23 protein-coding genes are annotated in these 26,097 nt (G+C 47.0%); 17 read left to right on the top strand and 6 right to left on the bottom strand.

What is annotated here, in order from left to right; genetic code table 11:
* Positions 1-21: 21 nt before the first annotated feature.
* The 5 genes from R7P74_RS04400 to R7P74_RS04380 form a co-directional block, all read right to left on the bottom strand.
* Positions 22-930, bottom strand: a complete 909-nt coding sequence (locus tag R7P74_RS04400; RefSeq protein ID WP_047100920.1) for a hydroxymethylglutaryl-CoA lyase — start codon at positions 928-930, stop codon at positions 22-24.
* Positions 930-1,769 carry an enoyl-CoA hydratase-related protein gene (locus tag R7P74_RS04395; RefSeq protein ID WP_318122706.1) on the bottom strand — a complete coding sequence of 280 codons (840 nt, stop codon included), beginning with the start codon at positions 1,767-1,769 and terminating at the stop codon, positions 930-932. Before R7P74_RS04395 ends, R7P74_RS04400 begins: the two co-directional genes overlap by 1 nt.
* Positions 1,770-1,798: 29 nt before the next feature.
* Positions 1,799-3,403, bottom strand: a complete 1,605-nt coding sequence (locus R7P74_RS04390; RefSeq protein ID WP_213873970.1) for a carboxyl transferase domain-containing protein — start codon at positions 3,401-3,403, stop codon at positions 1,799-1,801.
* A 25-nt stretch (positions 3,404-3,428) separates the two neighbouring features.
* Positions 3,429-4,598 (bottom strand): isovaleryl-CoA dehydrogenase, encoded by a 1,170-nt coding sequence (locus R7P74_RS04385; RefSeq protein ID WP_318122705.1) that lies wholly within the window; start codon positions 4,596-4,598, stop codon positions 3,429-3,431.
* Positions 4,599-4,664: 66 nt separating this feature from the next.
* Entirely contained in the window at positions 4,665-5,039 is a 375-nt protein-coding gene (locus R7P74_RS04380; RefSeq protein WP_017821195.1) for a MerR family transcriptional regulator, read from the bottom strand.
* Positions 5,040-5,314: 275 nt separating this feature from the next.
* Here R7P74_RS04380 and R7P74_RS04375 point away from each other — a divergent pair, with 275 nt between their 5' ends.
* From R7P74_RS04375 to R7P74_RS04315, 13 genes are all read left to right on the top strand, one after another.
* A complete protein-coding gene (locus R7P74_RS04375) occupies positions 5,315-6,526 on the top strand; it encodes an acetyl-CoA C-acyltransferase (protein ID WP_213873974.1) in 1,212 nt (403 codons plus the stop codon).
* 23 nt (positions 6,527-6,549) lie between these two features.
* Positions 6,550-8,043 carry a CoA-acylating methylmalonate-semialdehyde dehydrogenase gene (locus R7P74_RS04370; protein WP_318122735.1) on the top strand — a complete coding sequence of 498 codons (1,494 nt, stop codon included), beginning with the start codon at positions 6,550-6,552 and terminating at the stop codon, positions 8,041-8,043.
* Positions 8,044-8,062: 19 nt separating this feature from the next.
* On the top strand, positions 8,063-9,217 hold the full coding sequence (locus R7P74_RS04365; RefSeq protein WP_171344093.1) for an acyl-CoA dehydrogenase family protein: 1,155 nt from the start codon (positions 8,063-8,065) through the stop codon (positions 9,215-9,217).
* Positions 9,218-9,255: 38 nt separating this feature from the next.
* The gene (locus R7P74_RS04360; protein WP_161444588.1) at positions 9,256-10,041 is read left to right on the top strand and encodes an enoyl-CoA hydratase; all 786 of its coding nucleotides are present in this window, start codon (positions 9,256-9,258) and stop codon (positions 10,039-10,041) included.
* Between the two features lie 8 nt (positions 10,042-10,049).
* On the top strand, positions 10,050-11,189 hold the full coding sequence (locus tag R7P74_RS04355) for an enoyl-CoA hydratase/isomerase family protein (protein ID WP_017821198.1): 1,140 nt from the start codon (positions 10,050-10,052) through the stop codon (positions 11,187-11,189).
* An 11-nt stretch (positions 11,190-11,200) separates the two neighbouring features.
* Positions 11,201-12,106, top strand: coding sequence for a 3-hydroxyisobutyrate dehydrogenase (gene mmsB / locus R7P74_RS04350; RefSeq protein ID WP_005375775.1), 906 nt, complete (start codon positions 11,201-11,203; stop codon positions 12,104-12,106).
* Between the two features lie 110 nt (positions 12,107-12,216).
* Positions 12,217-12,975, top strand: coding sequence for an SDR family oxidoreductase (locus R7P74_RS04345; protein WP_005375778.1), 759 nt, complete (start codon positions 12,217-12,219; stop codon positions 12,973-12,975).
* A gap of 798 nt (positions 12,976-13,773) precedes the next feature.
* Entirely contained in the window at positions 13,774-14,655 is an 882-nt protein-coding gene (gene cyoA, locus R7P74_RS04340; protein ID WP_318122704.1) for a ubiquinol oxidase subunit II, read from the top strand.
* Between the two features lie 5 nt (positions 14,656-14,660).
* Positions 14,661-16,697: a cytochrome o ubiquinol oxidase subunit I gene (gene cyoB / locus R7P74_RS04335; protein WP_005375781.1), complete on the top strand. Its 2,037-nt coding sequence runs from the start codon at positions 14,661-14,663 to the stop codon at positions 16,695-16,697.
* Positions 16,687-17,289: a cytochrome o ubiquinol oxidase subunit III gene (cyoC, locus tag R7P74_RS04330; protein ID WP_005375782.1), complete on the top strand. Its 603-nt coding sequence runs from the start codon at positions 16,687-16,689 to the stop codon at positions 17,287-17,289. Before cyoB ends, cyoC begins: the two co-directional genes overlap by 11 nt.
* Positions 17,289-17,600: a cytochrome o ubiquinol oxidase subunit IV gene (gene cyoD, locus R7P74_RS04325; protein WP_005375783.1), complete on the top strand. Its 312-nt coding sequence runs from the start codon at positions 17,289-17,291 to the stop codon at positions 17,598-17,600. The genes cyoC and cyoD overlap by 1 nt, the downstream gene beginning before the upstream one ends.
* An 8-nt stretch (positions 17,601-17,608) precedes the next feature.
* Positions 17,609-18,475 carry a heme o synthase gene (gene cyoE / locus R7P74_RS04320; RefSeq protein WP_005375784.1) on the top strand — a complete coding sequence of 289 codons (867 nt, stop codon included), beginning with the start codon at positions 17,609-17,611 and terminating at the stop codon, positions 18,473-18,475.
* Between the two features lie 671 nt (positions 18,476-19,146).
* Positions 19,147-20,253: an NADH:flavin oxidoreductase gene (locus tag R7P74_RS04315; protein ID WP_318122703.1), complete on the top strand. Its 1,107-nt coding sequence runs from the start codon at positions 19,147-19,149 to the stop codon at positions 20,251-20,253.
* An 80-nt stretch (positions 20,254-20,333) separates the two neighbouring features.
* Here R7P74_RS04315 and R7P74_RS04310 read toward each other — a convergent pair whose 3' ends face one another.
* Positions 20,334-21,224 (bottom strand): LysR family transcriptional regulator, encoded by an 891-nt coding sequence (locus R7P74_RS04310; RefSeq protein WP_005375788.1) that lies wholly within the window; start codon positions 21,222-21,224, stop codon positions 20,334-20,336.
* Positions 21,225-21,379: 155 nt separating this feature from the next.
* On the opposite strand from R7P74_RS04310, the gene R7P74_RS04305 reads away from it, so the two are divergent.
* The 4 genes from R7P74_RS04305 to R7P74_RS04290 all read left to right on the top strand — a co-directional run bounded on the left by R7P74_RS04305 (position 21,380) and on the right by R7P74_RS04290 (position 26,082).
* Positions 21,380-21,778: a RidA family protein gene (locus tag R7P74_RS04305; RefSeq protein WP_005375789.1), complete on the top strand. Its 399-nt coding sequence runs from the start codon at positions 21,380-21,382 to the stop codon at positions 21,776-21,778.
* A gap of 73 nt (positions 21,779-21,851) precedes the next feature.
* A complete protein-coding gene (locus R7P74_RS04300) occupies positions 21,852-23,312 on the top strand; it encodes an aldehyde dehydrogenase family protein (RefSeq protein ID WP_005375790.1) in 1,461 nt (486 codons plus the stop codon).
* Between the two features lie 69 nt (positions 23,313-23,381).
* The gene (locus tag R7P74_RS04295) at positions 23,382-24,371 is read left to right on the top strand and encodes a membrane dipeptidase (RefSeq protein ID WP_053303711.1); all 990 of its coding nucleotides are present in this window, start codon (positions 23,382-23,384) and stop codon (positions 24,369-24,371) included.
* 109 nt (positions 24,372-24,480) lie between these two features.
* On the top strand, positions 24,481-26,082 hold the full coding sequence (locus R7P74_RS04290; RefSeq protein WP_172563867.1) for a BCCT family transporter: 1,602 nt from the start codon (positions 24,481-24,483) through the stop codon (positions 26,080-26,082).
* Positions 26,083-26,097: the final 15 nt, after the last annotated feature.

Raw genomic sequence — 26,097 nt, 5'->3', positions numbered from 1 at the left:
TTTGAGGTGCCGGATGGCCTTCTACGAAAGTGATAATACGCGGTTACGCAATGCTAATGACACTTTTGATGTAGGCTGCCGACCCAGCTCTTCGCTGATCATCCAGCCAGCTTTAGCCAGTAGCTCTAAGTCGATCCCCGTTTCTATTCCTAACCCTTGGCATAAATATAGTACATCCTCCGTTGCGACATTTCCTGATGCGCCATGAGCGTATGGGCATCCACCCAGCCCAGCTACACTGCTGTCGATGGTATTGATGCCCATACTCAATGCTTGATGAATATTGGCGAGTGCTTGTCCCCATGTATCGTGGAAATGGACAGCAAGCTGGGGAAGAGGTGCAACCAACATGACGGCTTCTAGCATAGCAGCGATACGGTTTGGCGTGCCTGTACCGATTGTGTCGCCTAGAGACACCTCATAACACCCTAAATCGATGAGTGATTTGACCACGCTCGCCACTTGTTTTGGGGCTGTCGGGCCATCGTAAGGGCAGTCGGCAACGCAGGATAGATAGCCACGAACAGGGATACCGTATTTGGTGGCTAATCGCATTACAGGTTCGAAGCGAGTTAGGCTTTCTGCAATCGAGCAATTGATATTGTGTTGGCAGAATCCTTCTGAGGATGAAGTGAAAATTGCGACCTGATTGGCGTCAGCCTCCAACGCTTGTTCTAAGCCTTTTAGGTTTGGTGTCAGGGCAGAGTAGGTAACATGATTTCGCCGTGTTATTGCTTTCATGACCTCTATTGAGTCCGCCATTTGTGGCACCCATTTGGGTGAGACAAAAGAGCCCGCCTCAATATGCGTTAACCCAGTATCAGAGAGTAAGTTGATCAGCCGGATTTTAGTCTGGGTCGCAACAGGAGATTCATTTTGCAACCCATCTCTAGGACCTACTTCGACAATCTTTACTTTGGAAGGTAGCATTACTTGTTCTGTGACTTGGTGACCCAACTTGGGCTACGTTTTTCAAGAAACGCTTGCAGCCCATCTTGACCTTGGGGTGATACTCTAATGTCCGCAATGAGCTTGCTAGTATAGTGAATCAGTTGTTGATCGATGGGGTTTTGATGACATTGATGGCAGAGCGTTTTCGCTTTACGCATCGCATCTGGGCTATTAAGTAGCAACGTCTTGATTACGCTATCGACCGCATTTTCAAGCTGTTTGGCTTCTTTCACTTCGTGCACAATACCAAACCGTTCGGCATCTTCGGCTGAAATGACTTCACCACTTAAGATATAGCGTCTAGCTTGTCTATTCCCCATCGCGCGCATGACGTAAGGCGCAATGGTCGCTGGAACTAAACCAAGCTTAACTTCACTTAAGCAAAAGTTGGCACTCTGGCTTGCGATGGCGATATCACTACAACAAATCAACCCCAAAGCGCCACCATAAGCGGGACCTTGAACAACTGCGATGGTGGGTTGAGGGAACGAATCTAATGTTTCCATGAGTCTTGCCAAGTTTTGGGCATCAACGAAGTTATCTTGCCTCGTGCTGTCGGCCATCGACTGCATCCAATTCAAATCGGCCCCGGATGAAAAATGCTTACCGTTACTTCTTAATACCAAGCACCGCACATCCGTTCGTAAAGCGAGATAATCTAGGCGATGGATCAGCAAGTCGATCGTACAAGCGTCAAAAGCATTGTGTTTAGCTGTTCTGTTTAGGGTAATGGTCGCTACGCCATTATCATCGACATGCCAAAGAACATCATCTTGCCTTTGGGCGTTGGGAATAATGCTTGGTTGCATTTCCTGCATACTTACTTCCTTAATTCATCTTTGGATATTTACATTCTGAAGACGCCAAACTCGCTATCAGGAATGGGGGCGTTTAATGCTGCCATTAACGCTTGACTCAACACCTGACGCGTTTTTTTAGGGTCAATAATTCCGTCATCCCATAGCCGAGCACTCGCAAAATAGGGATGTCCTTGTGTTTCATACAAGTCTATGATTGATTCTCTAAAAATGTGCTCTTCTTGCTCTGACCACGCTTCCCCCTGACGTCCCTTCGCGTCTTTTCGAACTTGTGTTAAAACGCCTGCTGCTTGTTCTCCGCCCATCACAGAAATACGCGCGTTCGGCCACATCCACATCATGGTTGGATCATACGCTCGGCCGCACATGCCGTAATTACCAGCGCCGTACGATCCACCGATGATCACGGTAAACTTCGGCACGTCAGCACAAGCGACGGCCATCACTAGCTTGGCGCCATGTTTTGCGATGCCTTCTTCTTCCACCTTTTTTCCGACCATAAAGCCGGTAATGTTTTGGAGAAAAAGAAGCGGTGTTTTCCGTTTGGCGCACAGCTCAATAAAGTGCGCGCCTTTTTGTGCCGATTCAGAAAACAAGATACCGTTGTTTGCCACAATACCAATCAAGTGTCCTTGAATACGAGCGAAGCCACACACTAGCGTTCTGCCGTACAAGGATTTGAATTCGTCGAAATCAGAATCATCGACGATGCGGGCAATAATTTCTCGAACGTCGAATGACAGTCGTAAGTTGGCATTCACGATTCCGTAGATTTCTTCTGCGTCGTAGCGGGGAGGAAGTACGGTGCTTTCTGGCTTAACAGGTCTTGTTCTATTGGCATTGGCAATGGCTTCTCTCGCAAGCATTAGAGCATGTTCATCATTTTCAGCGTAATAATCTGCGACACCAGATTTCCGACAATGCACGTCTGCACCGCCGAGCTCTTCACCCGTCACGACTTCGCCAGTGGCTGCTTTCACCAAAGGTGGTCCCGCCAAAAAAATGGTGCCTTGCTCTTTAACCATAATGGAGACATCCGCCATGGCAGGAACGTACGCGCCCCCAGCAGTGCAAAGCCCCATCACAACAGCAACTTGGGGGATGCCTTTCGCTGACATTCTCGCTTGGTTAAAGAAAATGCGACCAAAGTGTTCTTTGTCGGGGAAGACGTCGGACTGATGAGGGAGATTTGCGCCACCGGAGTCCACCAAATACACGCAGGGGAGTTGGCAACGTTGGGCAATCTCTTGCGCTCTAAGGTGTTTTTTTACCGTGAGTGGGTAGTAGGTTCCGCCTTTTACCGAAGCATCGTTGGTGATGACCATGCATTGAATCCCCTCTATGATACCAATGCCGGCGATAACACCAGCGCAGGGGATCGCTTCGTCATACACTTGCCAGGCGGCAAACTGGCTGATTTCAAGAAAGTCAGTGTTGTCATCAAGCAAGCGCGCGATGCGTTCTCGTGCGGGGAGTTTTCCTTTTTGCCTCTGGTGCTGAATGGCTTTTTCACCGCCGCCCTGTTTGATGGTCTCGATGTGTTGATTAAGTTGAGTGACCAACGTTTCCATCACGGCTTTATTGGAAAGAAATAACTCGTCAGTTGGCTTAGTTTTACTTTTGATAATGGCCATAATGACTTCCTTGTCGTATGTTCCGTTAGCGAGATTCTTCGAACAGCTCTCGGCCTATTAACATGCGGCGAATCTCTGAGGTACCCGCGCCGATTTCATAAAGCTTTGCATCACGTAGCAAACGACCAGCAGGGTATTCATTGATGTAGCCATTCCCACCGAGCAGTTGTATTGCATCGAGTGCCATTTGTGTGGCGAGTTCTGCACTGTACAAAATCGCGCCAGCGGCGTCTTTGCGTGTTGCGTTACCTCGATCACAAGCCGCTGCGACGGTATATACATACGCTTTTGCTGCACTCATTCGAGAGTACATATCGGCGAGCTTGCCCTGAACTAACTGAAACTCGCCAATGGATTTTCCAAACTGCTCTCGTTCATGTACGTACGGGACCACAATGTCCATGCAAGCTTGCATTATCCCGAGTGGTCCGGCAGCGAGGACGACGCGCTCGTAATCCAGCCCACTCATTAACACCTCGACGCCTTTATTCAACTCGCCAAGAATATTCTCTTTTGGCACTACGCAATGGTTAAATACAAGTTCGCAAGTATTCGAGCCTCTCATGCCTAGCTTGTCCAGCTTTTGAGCATGAGTGAAACCTGCGAAGTTACGTTCAATAATGAATGCGGTAATGCCACGTGAACCTGCGCTGACATCCGTTTTAGCGTAAAGCACCACTACGTCAGCATCGGGCCCGTTTGTTATCCACATTTTGTTGCCATTCAGTACAAAATGGTCGCCCTTGTTCTCCGCTTTCAGTTGCATGCTTATCACGTCTGAACCGGCATTGGGCTCACTCATCGCTAGGGCGCCAACGTGCGTACCATCAATGAGTTTTGGAAGGTATTTTTCGCGTTGAGAAGGCGTGCCGTTACGAAAGATTTGGTTGACGCACAGGTTAGAATGAGCGCCGTAGCTTAGAGCGACAGACGCAGAGGCACGGCTGATTTCTTCCATGGCAACAACATGAGCGAGGTATCCCATGCCTGCACCACCAAGCTCTTCATCGACGGTCACACCAAGCAACCCCATTTCTCCCAACAAAGGCCATAAATGATTCGGGAACTGGTTATCGCGGTCTATCTCAGCGGCGATGGGCGCAATATGTTCCGTAGCAAAGGCATTAACGTGTTCTCGGAGCATATCGATGGTATCACCAAGTCCGAAATTGAGTGGGGTATAGGTGCTTTTCATAACGTCTCCCGGTATCAGAGGTAAGGTGGAAAAGCCGATAGCGGTGTTGCTAATTGAGTATAGCGTTTATGTCTGCTTGCTTTTGAGTGTTTGAATACAACGCTCCTTAGCGGCATTCAACTCAGCCATAACGACGCTGATGTCGTTGAGTTGTTGTTGTAGGACAGCTTGTTTCTCTTCAATGATATTGAGCATTTTCAACAACTGTCCTTCGGTTTGTTGCATGTCGTAGAGCTCGAAAAGTTCACGAATTTCTGCCAACGAAAAACCGAGTCGTTTCCCTCTTAAAATCAGTTTGAGGCGAATTCTATCCCTGCGTTGATAAACGCGCATATTGCCTTTTCGCTCTGGTTCAATCAGACCCACGTCTTCATAAAACCGGATACTGCGAGTAGTAATATCAAACTCCTTGGCGAGGTCACTGATCTTGTATTTTTCCATAACATACTTACCTCGAATAAAAATCCAGTTTCTGGAAATCGAACCTTTAATGGGAAGGTCGAACATCAACTTTGAAATATAAACGCCTGCTTGGTGTGTTTTTTCATCTCATTGTAAAGGCTAGTGCTATGCTTACGTAAACGTCAAGAAATCGCGGAATGAAAGTTTGTTAGTGAAAAAGGCGATAAAGGCTGGTGTGGCGCTTGGTGAGTAATTCTATGTAGGGTGTCATCATTCTGCCAAGTGTTCACATATACCTTAAGGGAATGCGAATCATGGGAAAAGACATCTGGATTGTCAGCGCGAAAAGAACGCCAATTGGGCGCTTTCAAGGCAAGTTGCAAACTTACTCTGCTCCTCAATTAGGCGCACTGGCGATCAAGGCGGCAATGCACGAAGTGAATGTGACTTCGGTGGATGAAGTGTTCATGGGATGTGTGCTTCCAGCAGGGTGTGGACAAGCTCCTGCGAGGCAAGCATCTATGGGGGCCGATCTTCCTTTGGGTGTAGGGTGCACCACCATTAACAAAGTGTGTGGCTCTGGCATGAAGAGCGTCATGTTAGCGCACGATCTCATTAAAGCTGGAACGATTCGCTCAGCCATTGCTGGTGGTATGGAAAGTATGACCAATGCGCCGTATTTGCTGAGGGAGGCGAGAAAGGGAATGCGCATGGGGCACCAGTCTACGTATGACCACATGTTTCTCGATGGGCTACAAGATGCTTACGAAGGGCACTTAATGGGTGTTTATGCTCAGCAAGTCGCTGACAGGCTTAAGTTCACCAGAGAGCAAATGGATGAATGGGCCGTGATGTCGGCAAAACGTGCGTTGGAAGCTCAAGAGCGAGGCTTGTTTGCCGATGAACTTTCGCCGGTTTCACTCAATACCAAGTCAGAACAAGCGGTGCTGAACTACGATGAGCCCCCTCGCTCGATTGACCTTGGTAAAATTCCTCAACTCAAACCTGCATTCGATGAAAAAGGTACGGTGACCGCTGCTAATTCGAGTGCCATTTCAGATGGCGCAGCGGCTCTTGTGCTTATGGATGAAGACACTGCGCGTCATCAGGGGCTTAAACCACTTGCGATCATCAAGGCGCACTCTACACATGCCAGAAAACCTGCAGAATTTACTTTGGCACCCGTCTACGCAATTGAGCAACTGCTGTTCCAGCTAGATTGGTCAATTTATGAAGTGGACCTGTGGGAAATCAATGAAGCCTTTGCCGTCGTGACACAAATAGCGGTGGCGGAACTTGGACTAGATACGAGCAAAGTAAATATTAAAGGTGGAGCCTGTGCGCTTGGGCATCCGATAGGGGCTAGTGGCGCACGAATTCTGGTGACATTGATTCACAGTTTGCGTCAGCTACAAGCGTTAGGCACCAATGGTGATCTCGAAGCCAAAAAAGTGATGCGGGGTGTTGCGTCACTTTGTATCGGTGGTGGAGAAGCCACGGCGATAGGCATTGAAATACCGCTTTAATTGAAATCAGAAAGGAGTAAATGATGACTCGTTTGGTTCCCTTGTTTATTGGTGGCGAGTTTCGTGAATCTCAAACATCGGATTGGGTTGAGGTAACCAATCCCGCCACTAATGATGTCATTGCGTACGTTCCATGTTCCACAGAGCACGAGATGGAAGCCGCCATTGATAATGCGAAAGAGACATTCCAATCTTGGAAAGAAGTGGCGATACCCGAGCGTGCCCGAGTTATGCTGCGTTATCAGCACTTGCTCAAAGAGCATCATGATGAGCTTGCCACACTGCTTTCTCATGAAACGGGTAAGATTTTAGCGGATGCTAAAGGCGATGTGTGGCGAGGCATAGAGGTTGTTGAGCAGGCGGCAAACATTGCCAGCAACATGATGGGCGAAACCGTCGAAAACGTTGCCACGGATATTGATAGTTACTCAATGATTCAGCCCCTAGGTGTGTGTTGCGGCATTACGCCATTTAACTTTCCTGCCATGATTCCGTTGTGGATGTTCCCAATCGCTATCGCTGCGGGCAATACATTTGTGCTTAAACCCTCCGAACAAGTGCCGTTGACCTCTATTCGTTTAGCTGAACTATTTGAGCAAGCTGGCGCGCCGAAAGGAGTGTTGCAGATCGTTCATGGCCGCAAAGAGCAAGTCGACTTTCTTCTGGCTCATCCTGATATTCGAGCGGTGTCATTTGTTGGCTCGGTTCCTGTTGCCCGTTATATCTACACTACGGGTACGAAACACTTTAAACGCGTTCAAGCTTTTGCTGGTGCTAAAAATCACATGGTGATCATGCCTGATGCGAACAAGGAACAAGTGGTGAATAACTTAGTGGGGTCCTCCGTTGGGGCGGCGGGGCAGCGTTGTATGGCAATTTCTGTTGCGGTATTTGTCGGCGATTCAAAACAATGGATTACAGACCTTAAACAGGCAATGGCGAAAGTACACCCAGGGCCTTGGGACGATGAGCAAGCTGCTTATGGCCCACTGATCAGTGAGCAAGCCAAACAACGCGTATTGGACCTAATCGAAGATGGCAAACAACAAGGCGCAGTGTGTGAACTGGATGGCAGTCAGTGTGAAGTGGAAGGCTTTCCCGATGGAAACTGGATTGGCCCAACCTTGTTTAGCGGTGTAACAGCGAATATGTCGATTTACACGCAAGAGATATTTGGCCCTGTTTTAGTTTGTATGGAAGTCGAAACGTTGCAAGAGGCCATTGAGTTGGTGAATCGCAACCCATACGGGAACGGCACTTCCATTTTTACGGCTAATGGCGCTGCTGCGAGAAAATATCAGCATGACATTCAAGTCGGTCAGGTTGGGATCAATGTGCCTATTCCAGTCCCTTTACCATTTTTCTCCTTTACTGGTTGGAGAGGCAGTTTCTATGGTGATTTACATGCGTATGGTAAACAAGCGGTACGTTTTTATACCGAGACTAAAACGGTGACGGCACGTTGGTTTGATGACGATATTCCAACGGGGCCTAATTTGACCATCCAACTGCGCTGAGTGAATAGAAGGAGCTTTTATGGACTTTGAACTTAATGAAGATCAACGTGCATTTGCCGATACCGCTCAGCAATTTGCCGATGAGTGTTTAGCACCGATGGCGGCGGAGTGGGATGAAAAGCAGATCTTCCCCAAAGACGTATTGAGAGAGGCGGGGGAACTGGGGTTTCTCAGTCTCTACACTCCAGAAGCGCAAGGTGGCCTAGGGCTGAGTCGCTTGGATGCTTCAATTATCTTTGAACAACTGGCCATGGGATGTACGTCCACTACGGCGTTTATGACGATTCACAACATGGTCAGTTGGATGATAGCCAGTTTTGCTACCGATGAAGCCAAAACGCAGTTCTGTCCGAAATTAGTTACGGGGGAGTGGTTAGGCTCCTATTGCTTAACCGAGCCTAATGCGGGGTCGGATGCCGCTTCGTTGGCCACAACCGCGAGCAAAAAAGGTGATACTTACGTGCTGAATGGTGGCAAAACCTTTATCTCTGGCGCAGGAGAGACAGATGTTTTGGTCGTGATGGCGCGAACCGGAGATGAGGGTGCCAAAGGCGTGTCCGCATTTGTTGTTCCTGCTCACGCTGATGGTATCGGCTATGGGCGCAAAGAACCCAAAATGGGTTGGAACAGCCAACCAACACGAGCGGTTACTTTTGAAAATGTCGTTATTCCAGCTAGCCATTTACTGGGCGAAGAAGGGCAAGGTTTTGTCTTTGCGATGAAAGGGCTTGATGGAGGGCGTATAAATATTGCGACCTGTTCCGTCGGTACGGCTCAACAGGCCCTTAATCAGGCGGCACGGTACATTCAAGAGCGTAAGCAGTTCGGCAAGCCGCTTGCGCAGTTTCAAGCCTTACAATTCAAATTGGCAGACATGGCGACAGAGCTAGTGGCTGCGCGGCAGTTGGTGCGCTATGCCGCCAGTAAACTCGACCGAAATGACCCTGATGCTACGGCTTATTGCGCGATGGCAAAACGGTTCGCAACCGATGTAGGTTTTCAGGTTTGCGACCACGCGCTGCAGCTTTATGGTGGCTATGGTTACATCAAAGAGTATCCAATGGAGCGTCATTTCAGAGATGTGCGTGTGCATCAAATTCTGGAGGGAACGAACGAAATTATGCGTTTGATCATCGCACGTCGTTTGCTCTCTGAGGAGTCGGCTTTGCTTTAGCGAAGTATTGGATTTGCTCATTGAGAAAGGATTCAGATATGCCATTAACCCAAGAAGCCATTCAACATACGATCACTAATCACGTTGCGGTGGTGACGATGAACAACCCGCCAGCCAATACGTGGACAGCAGAGAGCCTCAAGGTACTGAAGTCGCTGATACTCACACTTAACAATGATAAGCAGGTCTACGCACTGGTTTTAACCGGCAGTGGAGAAAAATTTTTCTCTGCTGGTGCAGATCTCAAGCTATTTTCTGACGGTGACAAAGCGGTTGCGTTAGACATGGCGCGATGCTTTGGTGAAGCCTTTGAAACGCTCTCGGAATTCCGTGGTGTTTCCATTGCCGCCATTAATGGTTACGCCATGGGTGGAGGTTTAGAAGTGGCATTAGCTTGTGATATTCGAGTAGTTGAAGAGCAAGCGGTACTTGCTTTACCTGAAGCCAAAGTCGGACTTTTGCCCTGCGCTGGCGGTACCCAAAACCTCACAGCGTTAGTAGGGGAAGGCTGGGCAAAGCGTATCATTTTATGTGGAGAGCAAGTCAGCGCTTACAAAGCAAAAGAACTAGGCCTAGTTGAGGAGCTGGTTCCCAAAGGTGAAGCTTTAAGTAAAGCGCTGGAACTTGCTGAATCTGTTGCGAACCAGTCACCATCTTCTGTCGCCGCATGTAAGGCGCTCATTCAAAATATGCGCTCTGCGCCACTTAAGCACGGCTTCATGAAAGAGCGAGAGTTGTTTCTGAATCTCTTTGATACGGAAGATCAAGTTGAGGGTGTTCGCGCCTTTTTAGAAAAACGCCCACCGCAATGGAAAAACCGATAGGAGGCCACATGGCAGGGATGGTAACCATTAGTGAAATAGAGTGCTTAGATGGCGTGCACCGCATTGGTATCGCAACGTTAGAAAACACCGCTTCATTGAATGCATTGACGTATGACATGTTGGTCCAACTCAACGATCAGCTTATCAAGTGGCAAGATGATCCACATATGGCTTGTGTGGTACTGACTGGCGCTGGAGAAAAAGCATTCTGTGCTGGTGGTGATGTTCGAGCTATGTATCACGTCATGCATAACGAGAGTAAAGAAAAAATCGTAGAGTTCTGTACGAACTATTTCTCGTTGGAGTATGAGTGTGACTATCTCATCCACACTTACAACAAACCCATTATCGGTTGGGGAGAAGGTATTGTCATGGGCGGTGGGATGGGGCTTTTTATGGGAACCAGCCATAAAGTTGTGACAACAACATCACGCCTTGCTATGCCAGAAATCAATATCGGACTGTATCCTGATGTGGGAGGTACGTGGTTTTTAAGCCAGATAGATCCGCAAGTGGGCTTATTCCTCGGATTGACAGGTTCAATGGTAAATTCAAGTGACGCTGTCACTATTGGTTTGGCCGATTGGTTACTGTTGGAAGAGCAGTATCCCACCTTACTGGATGAGCTAAAGCGGCTCCAGTGGGGCAAAGAAGATGCGAAAGAGTTGGTAACTGCGCTACTACAATTAATGGAAGAACAGGTTATTGATAGCAAACCAACCACGCAAATTTGTCCATACTTAGATCAGATAGAGGAAGCGTGCAAAGGCTTTGATCTTAATGCGATAGCACAGCGAATCATGGCTATCGACGGGAACAGTCAGTGGATAGAAAACGCGAAACAAACGTTCGCATCGGGCAGTCCGATCACCGCGCATATTTGCTTTAGACAAGTGAAAGAGTACCACAGCTTACCGCTTGCAGATTGCTTCCGTTTAGAGTTGAGTTTGTCGGTTCGCAGTGCCTTATTAGGTGAGTTTAAAGAGGGCGTCCGTTCTCGGCTCATTGACCGGGATGGCGAGCCGAGCTGGATATTTAACAGTGTCAGTGAAGTCGATGAAGATGTTATCGATACTTTGTTTACCTCGCTTTGGTCAGATAACGAGCATCCGCTTGCTAATTTGGGTGAACAAACACTAGGTCAATAAGGAGAATGATCATGAGTACCATCGCATTTATCGGTTTAGGAAGGATGGGGCATCCTATGGCGCAAAACTTACTCGCGTCTGGATTTAACGTGCAAGTATTCGATGTCGATAGCGAAGCCGCAAAGCAACTAGTACCTTTTGGTGCGGTGGTGGCGAGCTCTATCGAAGAGGTAGTAGATGGTGCTAGCACAGTCATCACGATGCTACCAGCAGGGTCTCACGTTCGTTCCGTGTATCTTGGTGACTTACACGGTGGCGTAGGTGTCCTCAATCTTGTCTCGCCAAGTACCTTGATGATTGATTGTTCAACCATTGATCCGGACTCTGCGCGATTAGTCGCCAATGAAGCGGCAAATAAACGCGTGTTGTTTGTCGACGCGCCCGTTTCGGGGGGCGTTGCTGGCGCTAAAGCGGCGACATTAACCTTTATTGTTGGTGGTTCGGATCAAGCGTTTTCTAAAGCCAATGCGATTTTGCAGTATATGGGAAAAAATGTTTTCCATGCTGGCAAAGCAGGCGATGGTCAAATGGCAAAAATCTGTAACAACCTTATGCTCGGCATTTTAATGTCTGGTACGTGCGAGGCATTAAACCTAGGTATCGATCATGGACTCGATCCAAAAGTGCTATCAAACATCATGCTGCAAAGCTCTGGCCGAAATTGGGCATTGGAGCTTTACAATCCTTGCCCAGGCGTGATGGACAGTGCGCCAGCCAGTCACGATTACCAACCGGGCTTTATGAGCAAACTCATGCTAAAAGATCTCGGCTTGGGGTTAGATGCGGCGTTACAAACACATTCTTCGGTTCCGATGGGGTCGTTAGCGCGCAACTTATATTCTTTCCACAACGCGAGCGGCCACGGCGAGCTCGATTTCTCAAGCTTATTTGAGTTATACAAGAGTAAGAAAGGCTAGACCGAGTTTTGTGACAAACCAGCCCGAGATGGTGACGTAAAATGCGCATCATTTCGGCCAACTTAGACTGGTTGAGGTATAGAACATTACGAGCTATGGAGTGCACCAATATGGACATAAAAAGTAGTGTTATTGCCATTACAGGAGCAGGGCAGGGGCTTGGGCAAATGATGGCCATTACCCTTGCTCAAGCTGGCGCTGATTTAGCGTTATTGGATGTAAACGCCAGTGGCTTAATGGAAACACAAGAGCAGTGTCGAATGCTGAGTGCGAAAGCGTTGACATATCAAGTGGATGTCACCAACGAAATCGATGTTGAAACCACGTTTGAAGCGATTATCCAAGATTTTGGTCAACTCAATGGGTTAGTCAATAACGCTGGCGTGTTAAGAGATGGGTTACTTGTAAAAGCAAAAGATGGCGTGATCAGTAAGATGTCTTTGGATCAATTCAACTTGGTCATGAACGTTAACGTGACAGGAACATTTTTGTGTGGGCGTGAAGCTGCCGTCAAGATGATTGAGAGTGGCTCCCAAGGCGTTATCATCAATATTTCTAGTGTTGCGAGAGCTGGGAATATCGGACAAACCAATTATTCTGCGTCAAAAGCGGCGGTCGCGACCATGGCGACAACATGGGCTCGTGAGCTCGCAAGATACGGTATTCGCGCGGCGGCGGTTGCACCAGGTGTAGTTCATACCGCGATGGCAGAGCAAATGAAACCAGAAGCCATAGAGCGATTAGAAAAGATGATCCCAGTTGGCAGGATGGGCGAAACAAGCGAAATCGCGCATGCAGTAAAATACATTATTGAGAGTGATTACTTTACTGGCAGGGTTTTAGAAGTGGATGGCGGCATTCGTATGTAAGTGACCACTGAAATAAGGCTCTGATAGACCTGAATAATAAGTCTCTTTCCATTTCAACATTTTCTATGTTGTGGAGTGCTAATTCTGCACAACCCAAATGTATTTACAACTTATGTTTGGATTTACCTTGAGAATGATTTCTCACAATCCAATAAAGAGATGTAAATACCACTCAAATATTAAGTGAAATCATTAATTTGATGTTGATCACACTTTTGTTTTTTTAGTTTCCGCTTCTCATTAAGGCTATCTGCGTAAATGAAGTTGATAGTCAGTCTCATCAATTTTAAGTTTCAACTATTTGTTTTTAAATAATTAATTGTTGAAGCACGAGAAATTCGTGTTGAGGTTAATATTCGATTTAAAGTGTGTAACTTCCATTAATGGAAGGTTAGTTTCCAGTTGTGGCTAATGAGCTTTAACTTTTTACTCCTCATAATGCGCCAAATGTAACATAGTGTTTCAAAGTGTAACAATAAACTCACACTAAGAGTGTGGTTTTGATCTCCACTCAATTCCGTTTTGTTTCGCTCTGAACCCGACGTTACTCATGCTCAACACATAAACATTCTAATGACTATAACAACTGGTTCTTGGCTTGATACCAATCGTATCGTAGCAAATAACGGTTCATTCTAGCTGGTTAAATGCTTGATGACGAAGTTGAAAAATTGTAAGTAGAATAACTACTTATCGAGGTTTTTTCTTGTTCTCATACATTACCTCTGCGCTATTTGTGAGCTCTTATTTACTTTGATTGGCATCTGTTTTGAAACCAGACAACCATCGAGAAAGTTAATGGAAGCCTCAAGATATAAACGCATCTTGTCGAGGGGAAGTTTGGCGTCCGTCATACTTATGCTCTCAGGATGTAATTCAGCTTTACTTGACCCCAAAGGTGCCATTGGTGTGCAAGAAAAAGAGTTAATTATTACTGCTCTTTTGCTGATGTTGATCGTTGTAATCCCTGTGATTTTAATGACGATTTACTTCGCTTACCGATACCGCGCCTCTAACACTGAAGAAGAGTACGCACCCGAGTGGTCACACTCGACCAAAATCGAAGTGGTGGTATGGACAATTCCAATCATCATCATTGCGATTCTTGCGACGATCACATGGCGTTCGACTCATGAACTAGAGCCATCCAAACCTTTGGAAAGTGATGTTAAACCAATGACCATCGAAGTGGTGTCACTCGATTGGAAATGGTTGTTCATCTATCCAGAAGAAAACATTGCGACGGTGAACTATGTGGCGTTCCCGAAAGATGTGCCAGTGCAGTTCAAACTGACTTCGGACAACATCATGAACGCGTTTTTCATCCCTCGCTTAGGTACACAGATCTACGCGATGCCAGGCATGGTTACCAAGCTTAACCTGATAGCGAACCACAAAGGTGACTACAAGGGTTTTGCATCGAACTACAGCGGCGAAGGCTTTTCGCAAATGAAGTTCACAGCTTCAGCAATGTCTGATCGTGCTGCGTTCCTAAATTGGGTGCAGAAAGTGAAGGCGAGCCCTGATCGTATTGAAGATTGGGAGCAATACAGCTCACTGGCAGCGCCAAGTATCGCAGAGCCAGTCACTTTGTTCTCTAGCGTTCCTCCGTTCTTGTTCACCGACGTTGTGACTCAGCATCCTGGTTCAATGAACTGTTTGCCTGAAAACCAAGGATAATCGTAATGTTTGGAAGATTAACTCTTGATTCAGTTCCATTCCACGAACCTATTATTGTCATCACCCTAGCGGTTGTGGCGCTGGTTGGTTTAGCCGTAGTTTACGCGGTGACCAAAGCTGGAAAGTGGCAATATTTGTGGAATGAATGGTTTACTTCAGTAGACCATAAAAAACTTGGCTTCATGTACATCGCAGTAGCGATGGTGATGCTTGTTCGTGGTTTTGCTGACGCAGTCATGATGCGTAGTCAGCAACTCCTTTCTTCTGCGGGTGAAGCAGGTTACTTACCACCGCATCACTACGATCAAATTTTTACTGCCCATGGCGTGATCATGATCTTCTTCGTAGCGATGCCATTGGTCATTGGTCTGATGAACATCATCGTGCCATTGCAGATTGGTGCGCGTGACGTAGCTTTCCCGTATCTGAATAACTTGAGCTTCTGGCTGTTTGTTGTAGGTGTCATCCTAACAAACATGTCTCTCGGCTTAGGTGAATTTGGTCGTACCGGCTGGTTGGCGTATCCGCCGCTTTCAGGTATTGAGGCTAGCCCAGGAGTCGGGGTCGACTATTGGATTTGGGCGCTGCAGATATCAGGTGTTGGTACGACGTTAACAGGCGTGAACTTCTTCGCGACCATTTTGCGTATGCGTACACCGTCTATGCCAATGATGAAGATGCCAGTTTTCACTTGGGCATCTCTATGTGCAAACATTTTGATCATCATTTCATTCCCAATCCTAACGGTGACTATCGCTCTGCTTACGCTGGATAGATACCTAGGCATGCACTTCTTTACCAATGATCTTGGCGGCAACGTAATGATGTACGTCAACCTGATTTGGGCTTGGGGCCACCCAGAAGTGTACATTTTGATCTTGCCAATTTTTGGTGTGTTCTCAGAAGTCACCGCAACCTTCTCACGTAAAAAGTTGTTCGGTTACACATCGCTAGTTTGGGCTACCGTAGTTATCACGATTCTTGCCTTTGTCGTTTGGCTACACCACTTCTTTACGATGGGGTCTGGCGCGAACGTAAATGCCTTCTTCGGTATTGCCACGATGATCATTTCTATCCCAACAGGGGTGAAGATCTTCAACTGGCTATTCACGATGTACAAAGGCCGCATCCGCTTTACGACGCCAATGATGTGGACGGTGGGTTTCCTGATCACCTTTACTGTTGGTGGTATGACGGGCGTACTAATGGCTGTTCCGGGTGCAGATTTCGTTCTGCATAACTCAGTATTCCTAATTGCTCACTTCCACAACGTTATCATCGGTGGTGTGGTGTTTGGATGTTTCGCTGCGATCACTTACTGGTTCCCGAAAGCGACCGGTTTCACCATGAATGAAACTTGGGGCAAACGCGCGTTCTATCTTTGGATTATTGGTTTCTTAATGGCGTTCTTACCGCTTTACGCGCTGGGCTTCATGGGGATGACTCGTCGTTTAAGCCAAGACATCAACCCAGAATACTTCCCACTGTTGTCGATTGCCGCAGCAGGTACGGTTGTGATTGCGCTGGGCGTATTGTCTCAGTTCATCCAAATTTACGTGAGTATCCGTGACCGCGAGCAAAACCGTGACCTAACTGGTGACCCGTGGGGTGGTCGTACTCTTGAGTGGGCAACATCGTCTCCACCGCCGTTCTACAACTTTGCGCACCTGCCAAAAGGTGATGTGCTGGATGCGTTCTGGTACCAGAAACAAAGTGGCGAGTTCGATCCAACTAAAGAAGTGGAATACGAACGTATTCATATGCCAAAAAACACGGCAACAGGCATCTACGTGTCGGCTTGGTCGCTCCTATTTGGCTTCGGCATGATTTGGTACATCTGGTGGCTAGCGGCGGCAAGTTTGGTCGGTATTATCGTGACGTGTATTCAGCATAGCTATAACGATGATGTGGATTACTACGTGGAAGTTGAAGAGATCAAAGCAATTGAGGCCGAACGTCGAGCTCAGCTTGAAGAAGCGAAGAAAAACTCAGTGAAAGACAGCGAAAGTAAAGATGATCTGGAGGTGACGTATGCAAACTAATATCGCAGCACATCACGACCATGATCACCACCATGACACGAATGGCAACAAGCTATTTGGCTTCTGGGTTTACCTGATGAGTGACTGTGTATTGTTTGCGACCTTGTTCGCGACGTACGCTGTGCTGTCGAGCAATTCAATTGCAGGCCCAACAGGTAAAGACATTTTCGAACTCCCATTCGTGTTTGTCGAAACCATGCTGCTGCTGTTTAGCAGTATCACATTTGGTTTTGGCATTATCGCGATGAAGCGCAACAACGTTGCTGGTCTCAAACGCTGGATGTTAGTCACGTTCGCGCTTGGTCTTGGCTTTATCTGTATGGAGGTCTATGAGTTCCATCACCTGATTGAAGAAGGCTATGGGCCCCAAACAAGTGCATTCCTGTCGGCATTCTTTACGTTGGTTGGTACGCACGGCCTGCACGTAACCTTTGGTCTGATTTGGTTAGCGGTAGCGTATCATCAACTGTCGACGAAAGGTCTGAACGACAATATGGCAATGCGCTTTAACTGCTTAAGCCTATTCTGGCACTTTCTAGATATCGTTTGGATTTGTGTCTTTACCATCGTTTACTTACTGGGGGTAATGTAATGGATCAACATGTAGAAACCAGTTCGTCAGATTACGTGAAAGGCTTTATTGCCTCACTGATTCTGACGGTAATTCCGTTCTACTTTGTTTGGACGAAATCATTACCAGATACAACGACCTATGCGATTCTATTTGGATGTGCATTAGTGCAGATATTTGTTCACTTTAAATACTTCTTGCACATGGAAACAAAAACATCCGACGGACGTTGGAATCTTGTATCACTGATGTTTACCGCCATTGTTGTACTTATCCTTATCGCTGGCTCGGTATGGATCATCTATAACATGAACGTCAACATGAAGTTGTAGGTCAAGGTATGCTGAAAAGTTATTTGTCTATCACTAAACCGGGCATTATTTTCGGCAACCTGATTTCTGTTGCGGCGGGGTTCTTCCTCGCCGCAAAAACAGAACCAGCCAGTCTAATGTTGTTCGTTACGACGTTAGTTGGTGTTGGGTTAGTCATCGCTTCAGGTTGTGTGGTGAATAATATTTTCGATCGTGATATCGACCAAAAGATGGCACGTACACGAAATCGTGAAACAGTGAAAGGCAACATCAATATCGATATTGCGTTTGTTTATGCACTTGCTTTATTGCTGGTAGGAACCGCACTGTTATTTATCCGAGTGAACCCACTATCCGCTGTCGTCGTGTTGCTTGGCTACGTGTATTACGTGTTCTTTTACACGATGTGGTACAAACGTAACTCGGTGTATGGAACCTTAGTGGGAAGTATCTCAGGCGCAGTTCCGCCATTGGTGGGTTACTTAGCGGTAACAAACTTCATTAGCTTGGAAGCGATTTTACTCTTTACCATGTTCTGTCTCTGGCAAATGCCGCACTCGTATGCCATTGCCATGTTCCGCATGCAAGACTACCGAGAAGCCGGGATTCCCGTATTGCCAGTTAAAGAAGGTATTCATAAAGCGCATCGACACATGAAAGCGTATGTCGTGGCTTTTGGGGCAGCATCATTGGGGTTATTTTTACTAGGTGAAGCCGGGTATGAATACTTAGCGGTTGCAGCGGTTGTTTGCTTTATGTGGACGAAAGTAACCTTTCGCAGCATTGATGACAACAACTACATCGCTTGGTCAAAGTCGGTGTTTAAAGTCTCACTGCTAGTGGTGATGGGGATTAGTGGTGTGCTTGGCGTCGAGTTGATTCCTCTAGCTCTGTAACAACCAAACCTAAGCGTTTGCTAAACGCCAATATCTTTTGCTGCTGAATGCATGAATGACCTTACCTAGAAGTAAGGTCATTTAACTCTCTATTGTCCTTTATTTTCCCTGTTTTTCCTGTTCCTCCTCTAGCTTCACTATCACGTATTCATATCTAAAAGCAAAAACAACCAGTGTGTAAAACATAGTAGATCGCGCGTTTCCGCTGACGCGTAATAATGCCAAGAGATAGCGACGATTAAGCTAAAAGTATAAACAGCGCAATAACTCTACTTACCATATGAGAATTCAATATCGATAGTTTGTAATGTAAGCATTGGGGGGGAGTGCTAGTTCCCATGGCAGCATACAAACTAACAATGTGAATGTTTGAGTTGAATCACCAGCTAGCGAAATACACAAGTTTTACGACTGAAAGTGGGTGAGGAAGCATCTTAACTCCAGTGAAATGAACACGATTAAGAATCATCCTTTTACATAATCTAAAAACTCACCAAACATTAACCCAGATTAAAGTTTTGTCGTCTCCGAGGCATTAAGGTGCGCCTGTAGTTTGCAGGTCTCAAGGATTCAGAGAAGGAACAGCCATACATCGTGTATCGCTGTTCCTTTTTCGTTCTTGTTTACTTGCGAAAAGATAAAACATAAAGACAACTTTAAGAGGACTGGTTTTGAGCATTTTGTTTTCCGAAGCCCGCATTGGCAACATGACCCTAAAGAACCGTTTTGTGCGAAGCGCAACGTGGGAGAACATGGCGACCGAAGATGGTCACATGACGGCAAAGCTTTACGATATTTACGAAACGCTTGCGAAAGGGGAAGTTGGGCTTATTGTTACGGGTTATGCTAATATCGTTGAAGAAGAGAAACCCAACGCAGGTATGATGGGGATCTACAACGACTCTTTTATTGAAGAATACAAAAAGCTAACAGAGCTAGTACATCAACAAGATTCTAAAATCGTGATGCAAATTGCTTACGGTGGCACCAAAACCACCCATAACGTCGGTGAGCGTGTCATCTTCGCTCCGAGTGACGTGCCTGAGCGTGGTACAAATACGCAAGGCAAAGCGATGACAAAGGACGAAATAGACTACATCGTAAAGGCATTCGCATTGGCGAGTAAACGTGCTCAAGACGCTGGTTTTGACGGTGTAGAGATTCATGCGGCGCACACTTATTTAATTAACCAGTTTTTAAGCCCGTACTATAATCGTCGCGAAGACGAATATGGTGGTGACTTAGAAAATCGCATGCGCTTTCTTTTAGAAATTTATTCTGAAACTAGAAAGCTGGTTGGAAGCGAATTTCCCATCCTCGTTAAACTGACGGCAACAGAGTTCTTTGACGGCGGTTTAACGTTCGATGAAACTCGCGTCGTCTGTAAGAAACTTGAAGAAGTAGGCGTTGATGCGATCATCGTATCTGGCAATGTTCACGGCAAAGCAAACGAACTTGTTGGTCAAACGTTCGATGGTTACACACTACAAGAAGAAGGTTACTTTCACGAATATGGTCACGTGATCAGCCAGGACGTTAGCATACCGGTGATTACTGTCGGCGGGCTGAGCGACATTGATGCGATTGAGAAAATTGCAGAAAACACAGATATCCAATTTTTTGCTGTGTCACGCCCTTTATTGGCTGAGTCACAGTTGATCAAACGTTGGAAAGAAGGCAATCGCGCACCAGTAGATTGTGAACGTTGCTCAAAGTGTCGTACCAAGCGTGGTAACTTTTGCGTGGTGTATAAGAACCGAAATCGTCGCAAAAAATAGAACGAAGCGAATACACAAATACAAATTAGCCTCCACTCTGAATATGGAGGCTTTTAATTATCCGCATGTTAATCGAACCATTATTTATCTTCTTTTTGATAGTTTAAATAATGCACACAAAGATCGTGAAATGCTTTAGCTTGAGGCGAGATCGTGCGATCGGTTAACGTAAATATACCAATTTGCCTTTCAAGTGGTGGATCGATAAGCGGAATCCAAACCAAGCGTGTTTCATTGGTTGGGAAAGCAAGCTTAGGTAGGGTCGTGACACCAATCCCAAGTTCTAAGACAGAAAACAGCGAAGTAATATTTTCGACCGAATAGAGCGCTTGCTGACTCAGAGCTCTTGCTGGGGTTGGATCGAGAAGTGTACAAGTGCCGTTACGGATAAAGGGTTGTTCCAACAAAGTTTGCCACTCGATTCCTTCTGGATGACTCGCAATAGGGTTGTCCTTTAAACACACCACGCCTATTGGATCGGCTAACAGCGGTGTAAAGTCAATGCCGCCCTCATCGAGGTGAGAGGGGTTACCGAGCGCTAAGTCGACCTCACCGGAGAGTAGGCGAGCCTCGACGCCAGCGGCATTATCGTCTATCAAGCTTACTTCTACATTTGGATACTGTTCGCAAAAGGCGCCCAACACGCTAGGAATGAGCTTCGCTGCAACAGAAGGAACGCTCGCAATTCGCACTCTCCCTTGCTGTCCGGCAGCGGCTGCTTTGAGATCGTTGTCTAGTGCACTGTAGATATTGAGAAACTGAACCACTTTGGGAAGACAAATTTCACCAAACGGGGTCAATTTGGTTTTGTTTCCGGGTTCAAACAGCGTTTGCCCTAGAATTTTTTCAAGCTCTTTTATCGATGTTGACAGTGCCGCCTGAGAACGATTTGCACGATGTGAAGCGGCTCGAAAGCCTCCTTCCTCGACTACCATCACAAAATGCATTAATTGTTGAAGCTTAATACTCATCCCTAATGCCTCTTAATCCCTTTATTTACGTTATTTTAAATAGAGTGATAAGTTTAATTTATCAAATGTCAAAAATTTACCGTTAGATTTATCGCCTGTCAATGTGCATCATTTAACCATATTGAAACAAAGCTGTTACAAAGGTTGAAAGGCACGTGAATACTCCTACTAAAAAACACCCAGTTAAAACCAGTCTATTTGCTTCTAAAGCGCCGCTTGAATGGGCGATAGTCAACAACGGAACCCTGTATACGGCTCAAATTCCTATTGATGACACAGGCGCGGTTGTGGAAGGCGGTATCGAAGCACAAACACGCCAAACCTTTAACAATCTCATTCACACCCTGGAGTGTGCAGGGGAGTCTTTGGACTCGGTATTACAGGTCCTGATTTACGTGACCGACAGAGAATACTTAAAAACCGTTAACCAAGTGTACGCGGAATATTTTGAAGCGCCGTACCCAAATCGCGCCGCCATGGTGGTTGCAGGGTTAGCGCGAGAAGAGATGTTGGTGGAGTTTGTTGTCTACGCGTCGGCAAGCCAACCAGAATAAATCCAATAAGAATAATTAGAGATCAGTGAGTGGGTGGCTTGCCATCACAAATCGGAAGAACAAGGAAAGAACCATGACTTTTATTAACAATGTTCAAGCAGAAAAATCCCTCTATATAGCGGGTGAGTGGCAATCGGGCATGGACACCATCGCCAATATTAACCCTTCTGATATCAGCGAAAACATTGGTGATTTTGCACAAGCGAGCGTGTCGCAAGTAGAGCAAGCGATTCAAGCGGCTAAATCAGCGCAGCCAGAGTGGGAAAAAACACCAATCGAGCGCAAACAAGCAGTGTTACAAGCGATTGGTGATGAGCTCATTGCACGATGTGACGAATTGGGCACCTTGCTTTCGCGTGAAGAAGGTAAGCCATTTGCTGAAGGTCGAGGTGAGATTTACCGTGCTGGCCAATTCTTCCAATACTTTGCTGCTGAGGTACTGCGTCAAATTGGCGATAACGCTGCTTCCGTCCGTCCAGGTGTCTCCGTTGAAGTTACTCGTGAAGCCGTCGGCGTTATCGCCATTATCTCTCCTTGGAACTTTCCAACAGCAACAGCGGCTTGGAAAATCGCGCCAGCACTTGCGTTTGGCAACAGCGTCGTCTGGAAGCCTGCCAACCTAACCCCAGCAAGTGCCGTTGCGCTGACAGAGATTATCCATCGCCAAGGTTTACCTGCTGGCACGTTTAACCTCGTTTTGGGCAGCGGTTCGCAAGTCGGTAATACCCTTATCAATTCGAAGGATGTGAACGGCGTGAGCTTCACTGGTTCTGTGGACACAGGCCGTAAAGTTGCAGCGGCAACGGCACCAAATTTTGTGCGTTGTCAGCTAGAGATGGGTAGCAAAAATGCGCTCGTAGTGGCAGATGATGCAGACATTCAAATTGCCGTTGAAGCGACAATCGCAGGCTCATTCTCGGGTGCAGGTCAAAAGTGCACCGCGTCTTCTCGTCTTGTGGTTATGGACGGAATTCACGACGCGTATGTTGAAGCGCTAATCCAACGCATGAGCGAACTTAAAGTGGGTCACGCACTGGAAGAGGGCGTGTTCATGGGCCCTGTGGTTGATGGTAACCAGCTGAATGCGAACTTTGAGTGGATCGAAAACGCACGCCAAGCAGGCGCGGAGCTGGCTTTCGGTGGTGAGCGTCTGAGCCTAGAGCATGACGGTTACTACATGTCACCAACTCTGTTTTTAAATACACAGAATGGCTGGGAAGTGAACCAAGAAGAAGTCTTTGCACCAATGGCGAGCGTGATTCGCGTTTCTGATCTGGATGAGGCAATTGCAGTCGCAAACGATACGCGCTTTGGCCTGACAGGCGGCATTATCACGCAAAGCTTGCGCAATAGCGCGATCTTCAAACAGCAAGTCCAAACGGGCTGCGTCATGGTTAACTTGCCAACTGCGGGTACAGATTATCACGTTCCATTTGGTGGTCGTAAAGAATCTAGCTTTGGTCCTCGTGAGCAAGGTCAGTACGCCAAAGAGTTCTACACCGTAGTGAAAACCGCTTATCAGCGTCCTTACTAAGATCGGCAGGGTAACTGATGGTGTCAGTTGCCCGCACGAAAAGGCTAAGAAATTGTTTAAGGAGTGGTTATGTACCAACAACGGATTGTGATTGACGGATTGCAGTACTGCAATTGGGATCGAGAGTATTTCCAAACGCTTAAGGCGAGTGGCATTACCGCCGTTCATGCCACCATCGTCTACCACGAAACTGCGCGCGAAACCTTAACGCGTTTTGCTGAATGGAACTTGCGCTTCGAGCAAAATGCGGACCTCATCATGCCTATTTATTCAATGGCAGATGTAGAAAAAGCCAAAGCAGAAGGCAAAGTCGGCATCTTCTTCGGCGCGCAAAATTGCTCACCAATCGATGATGAAATTGGTCTGATTGAAGTGATGCGCCGTCAAGGTCTGCTGATCATGCAACTGACCTACAACAACCAAAGCTTACTGGCGACAGGTTGTTACGAACAAAATGATTCCGGCGTAACTCGCTTTGGTAAGCAAGCGATTGAAGAGATGAACCGAGTCGGGATGATCATTGATATGTCCCACAGCGCGGAGCGTTCGACGTTGGAAGCTATCGAGCTCTCTTCGCGTCCAATTTGTATCAGCCATGCTAACCCGACGTTTGCGCATGACGCACTGCGCAACAAATCCAACACCGTGATCAAAGCACTGACGGAGCGCGGTGGTTTGATTGGATTCAGTTTATATCCATTCCATTTGCCAAATGGCAGCCAGTGCACGCTGGATGATTTCTGCCAGATGGTAGCGAAAACCGCAGACATGTTTGGCGTCGACCATTTAGGCATCGGTAGTGATCTGTGCTTAAACCAACCGCAACAAGTATTGGAATGGATGCGCAACGGGCGTTGGTCAAAAGCGATGGATTACGGCGAAGGTTCAGCAAGTAACTCGGGATGGCCAGATGCGCTGCCATGGTTCTGCGGCAGCGCAGGGATGGAGAACATCTACAACGGATTAATGGGTCACGGATTCAGTGAATCTGAGGCTGGAAAAATATTGGGTGAAAACTGGTTCAACTTCCTTAAAGAAGGATTAGAGCCTATTTCATAGCATTCCCCAAAGTAGGAACCGCCTGCCCACATAATAACAATACGGCAGGCGTAAAACTCACATTTGTAGCCAGTCTTTGGCTGCTGCAAAGAACCTCTGGAGCCAGAGTATGTCTGATTTAACCAATAGCATGAAAGCTTCCACGATGAGCGTGTCATCGGGCAAGTCGAAAGCAAAACACAACACATCAACAACAGAAAACACGACGGACAAATTAGGACTGAGTAACCCGGCCTTTTGGTATAGCGGTGGTTTCATCGCGTTGTTCGTTGCTATTGCACTTTATGACGGCGAGCTGTTATCTACGATCGTTAACGCTGGCTTTGGCTGGGCAGTTCAGGTATTTGGTCCATACTGGCAGTTACTGCTGCTTCTCACCTTTCTTATTGGTCTTGGCTTGGCTGCAGGGCGAACAGGCAAGGTGATGTTGGGCGGGATTGCGAAACCAGAAATGGATTCTTTCCGCTGGATGGCGATTATTTTCTGTACCTTATTGGCTGGTGGTGGTGTTTTCTGGGCCGCGGCTGAGCCTATCGCGCATTACGTTAGCCCACCCCCTTTGTACGGCGCGCAAGATAACCCGCAGCAAGGTGCGGTGAATGCGTTGTCGCAATCCTTTATGCACTGGGGCTTTCTAGCTTGGGCGATTGTAGGTAGCTTAACTTCCATCGTGGTGATGCACCTACATTACGACAAAGGTTTACCACTAAAACCCCGTATTTTGCTTTACCCAGTCTTGGGCGAACGAGCACTTAAAGGCCAACTCGGTGCATTGATTGACGCGTGCTGCATTATCGCGGTAGCCGCGGGCACCATCGGGCCCATTGGGTTTCTAGGCTTGCAGGTTAGCTACGCGTTAAATGCGTTGTTTGATATCCCTGATGGCTTTACCACTCAGCTTATCATCATCTTGTTTGCGATTGCGCTTTACACCTTGTCAGCACTCAGTGGATTAAGCCGAGGCATGCAACTGCTTAGTCGTTACAACGTGATTCTGGCAATGGCATTGATGGTTTACATCCTGTTTTTTGGCCCTACGAATTTTATCTTTAACGGATACATTCAAGGTGTAGGAAGCATGTTGGATAACTTTATCCCAATGGCGACTTATCGCGGTGACGAAGGTTGGCTAAGTTGGTGGACAGTATTTTTCTGGGGCTGGTTCCTGGGTTATGGTCCGATGATGGCAATCTTTATTGCGCGTATTTCCCGTGGTCGCACTATTCGCCAAGTTATTTCAACCATCAGTATAGTGGCTCCGTTAACCACTTGTTTTTGGTTCACGATTGTGGGCGGCTCAGGCCTTGCGTTTGAAATTGCTGAACCGGGTAGTGTGAGTGCGGCGTTTGAAGGCTTTAACTTGCCAGGTGCTTTGCTTGCGGTGACTCAGCAACTACCAATGCCAATGCTGACTTCAATTCTATTTCTGATTTTAACCACGATCTTCATTGTCACGACGGGCGACTCAATGACCTACACAATCAGTGTCGTGATCAGTGGTGAAACGGAGCCGAATGCGATCATCCGTACCTTCTGGGGAGTAATGATGGGTGTGACGGCACTAATCCTGATTTCTCTTGGCTCTGGTGGCATCTCTGCTCTGCAATCTTTCATTGTGATTACCGCGGTTCCGGTTTCGTTGATTCTGTTGCCGTCACTTTGGAATGCGCCACAAATTGCAATCAAAATGGCGAAAGAGCAAGGGCTATAACAATTATCCAATTCA

This window comes from Vibrio sp. 2033, from assembly GCF_033339735.1.
Note: the sequence above shows the minus strand (reverse complement) of the source record. Positions and strands in the feature narration are given on the sequence as shown.

Excerpts from the sequence above, each read along its gene's own strand:
- cyoE (WP_005375784.1), top strand. The coding sequence starts at position 17,609 with ATGCTGAAAAGTTATTTGTCTATCACTAAACCGGGCATTATTTTCGGC.
- cyoD (WP_005375783.1), top strand. The coding sequence starts at position 17,289 with ATGGATCAACATGTAGAAACCAGTTCGTCAGATTACGTGAAAGGCTTT.
- R7P74_RS04300 (WP_005375790.1), top strand. The coding sequence starts at position 21,852 with ATGACTTTTATTAACAATGTTCAAGCAGAAAAATCCCTCTATATAGCG.
- R7P74_RS04355 (WP_017821198.1), top strand. The coding sequence starts at position 10,050 with ATGGCAGGGATGGTAACCATTAGTGAAATAGAGTGCTTAGATGGCGTG.
- cyoC (WP_005375782.1), top strand. The coding sequence starts at position 16,687 with ATGCAAACTAATATCGCAGCACATCACGACCATGATCACCACCATGAC.
- R7P74_RS04290 (WP_172563867.1), top strand. The coding sequence starts at position 24,481 with ATGTCTGATTTAACCAATAGCATGAAAGCTTCCACGATGAGCGTGTCA.
- R7P74_RS04365 (WP_171344093.1), top strand. The coding sequence starts at position 8,063 with ATGGACTTTGAACTTAATGAAGATCAACGTGCATTTGCCGATACCGCT.
- R7P74_RS04390 (WP_213873970.1), bottom strand. The coding sequence starts at position 3,403 with ATGGCCATTATCAAAAGTAAAACTAAGCCAACTGACGAGTTATTTCTT.
- R7P74_RS04400 (WP_047100920.1), bottom strand. The coding sequence starts at position 930 with ATGCTACCTTCCAAAGTAAAGATTGTCGAAGTAGGTCCTAGAGATGGG.
- mmsB (WP_005375775.1), top strand. The coding sequence starts at position 11,201 with ATGAGTACCATCGCATTTATCGGTTTAGGAAGGATGGGGCATCCTATG.
- R7P74_RS04295 (WP_053303711.1), top strand. The coding sequence starts at position 23,382 with ATGTACCAACAACGGATTGTGATTGACGGATTGCAGTACTGCAATTGG.
- R7P74_RS04370 (WP_318122735.1), top strand. The coding sequence starts at position 6,550 with ATGACTCGTTTGGTTCCCTTGTTTATTGGTGGCGAGTTTCGTGAATCT.
- R7P74_RS04360 (WP_161444588.1), top strand. The coding sequence starts at position 9,256 with ATGCCATTAACCCAAGAAGCCATTCAACATACGATCACTAATCACGTT.
- R7P74_RS04375 (WP_213873974.1), top strand. The coding sequence starts at position 5,315 with ATGGGAAAAGACATCTGGATTGTCAGCGCGAAAAGAACGCCAATTGGG.
- R7P74_RS04385 (WP_318122705.1), bottom strand. The coding sequence starts at position 4,598 with ATGAAAAGCACCTATACCCCACTCAATTTCGGACTTGGTGATACCATC.
- R7P74_RS04395 (WP_318122706.1), bottom strand. The coding sequence starts at position 1,769 with ATGCAGGAAATGCAACCAAGCATTATTCCCAACGCCCAAAGGCAAGAT.
- cyoB (WP_005375781.1), top strand. The coding sequence starts at position 14,661 with ATGTTTGGAAGATTAACTCTTGATTCAGTTCCATTCCACGAACCTATT.
- cyoA (WP_318122704.1), top strand. The coding sequence starts at position 13,774 with ATGGAAGCCTCAAGATATAAACGCATCTTGTCGAGGGGAAGTTTGGCG.
- R7P74_RS04380 (WP_017821195.1), bottom strand. The coding sequence starts at position 5,039 with ATGGAAAAATACAAGATCAGTGACCTCGCCAAGGAGTTTGATATTACT.
- R7P74_RS04310 (WP_005375788.1), bottom strand. The coding sequence starts at position 21,224 with ATGAGTATTAAGCTTCAACAATTAATGCATTTTGTGATGGTAGTCGAG.
- R7P74_RS04345 (WP_005375778.1), top strand. The coding sequence starts at position 12,217 with ATGGACATAAAAAGTAGTGTTATTGCCATTACAGGAGCAGGGCAGGGG.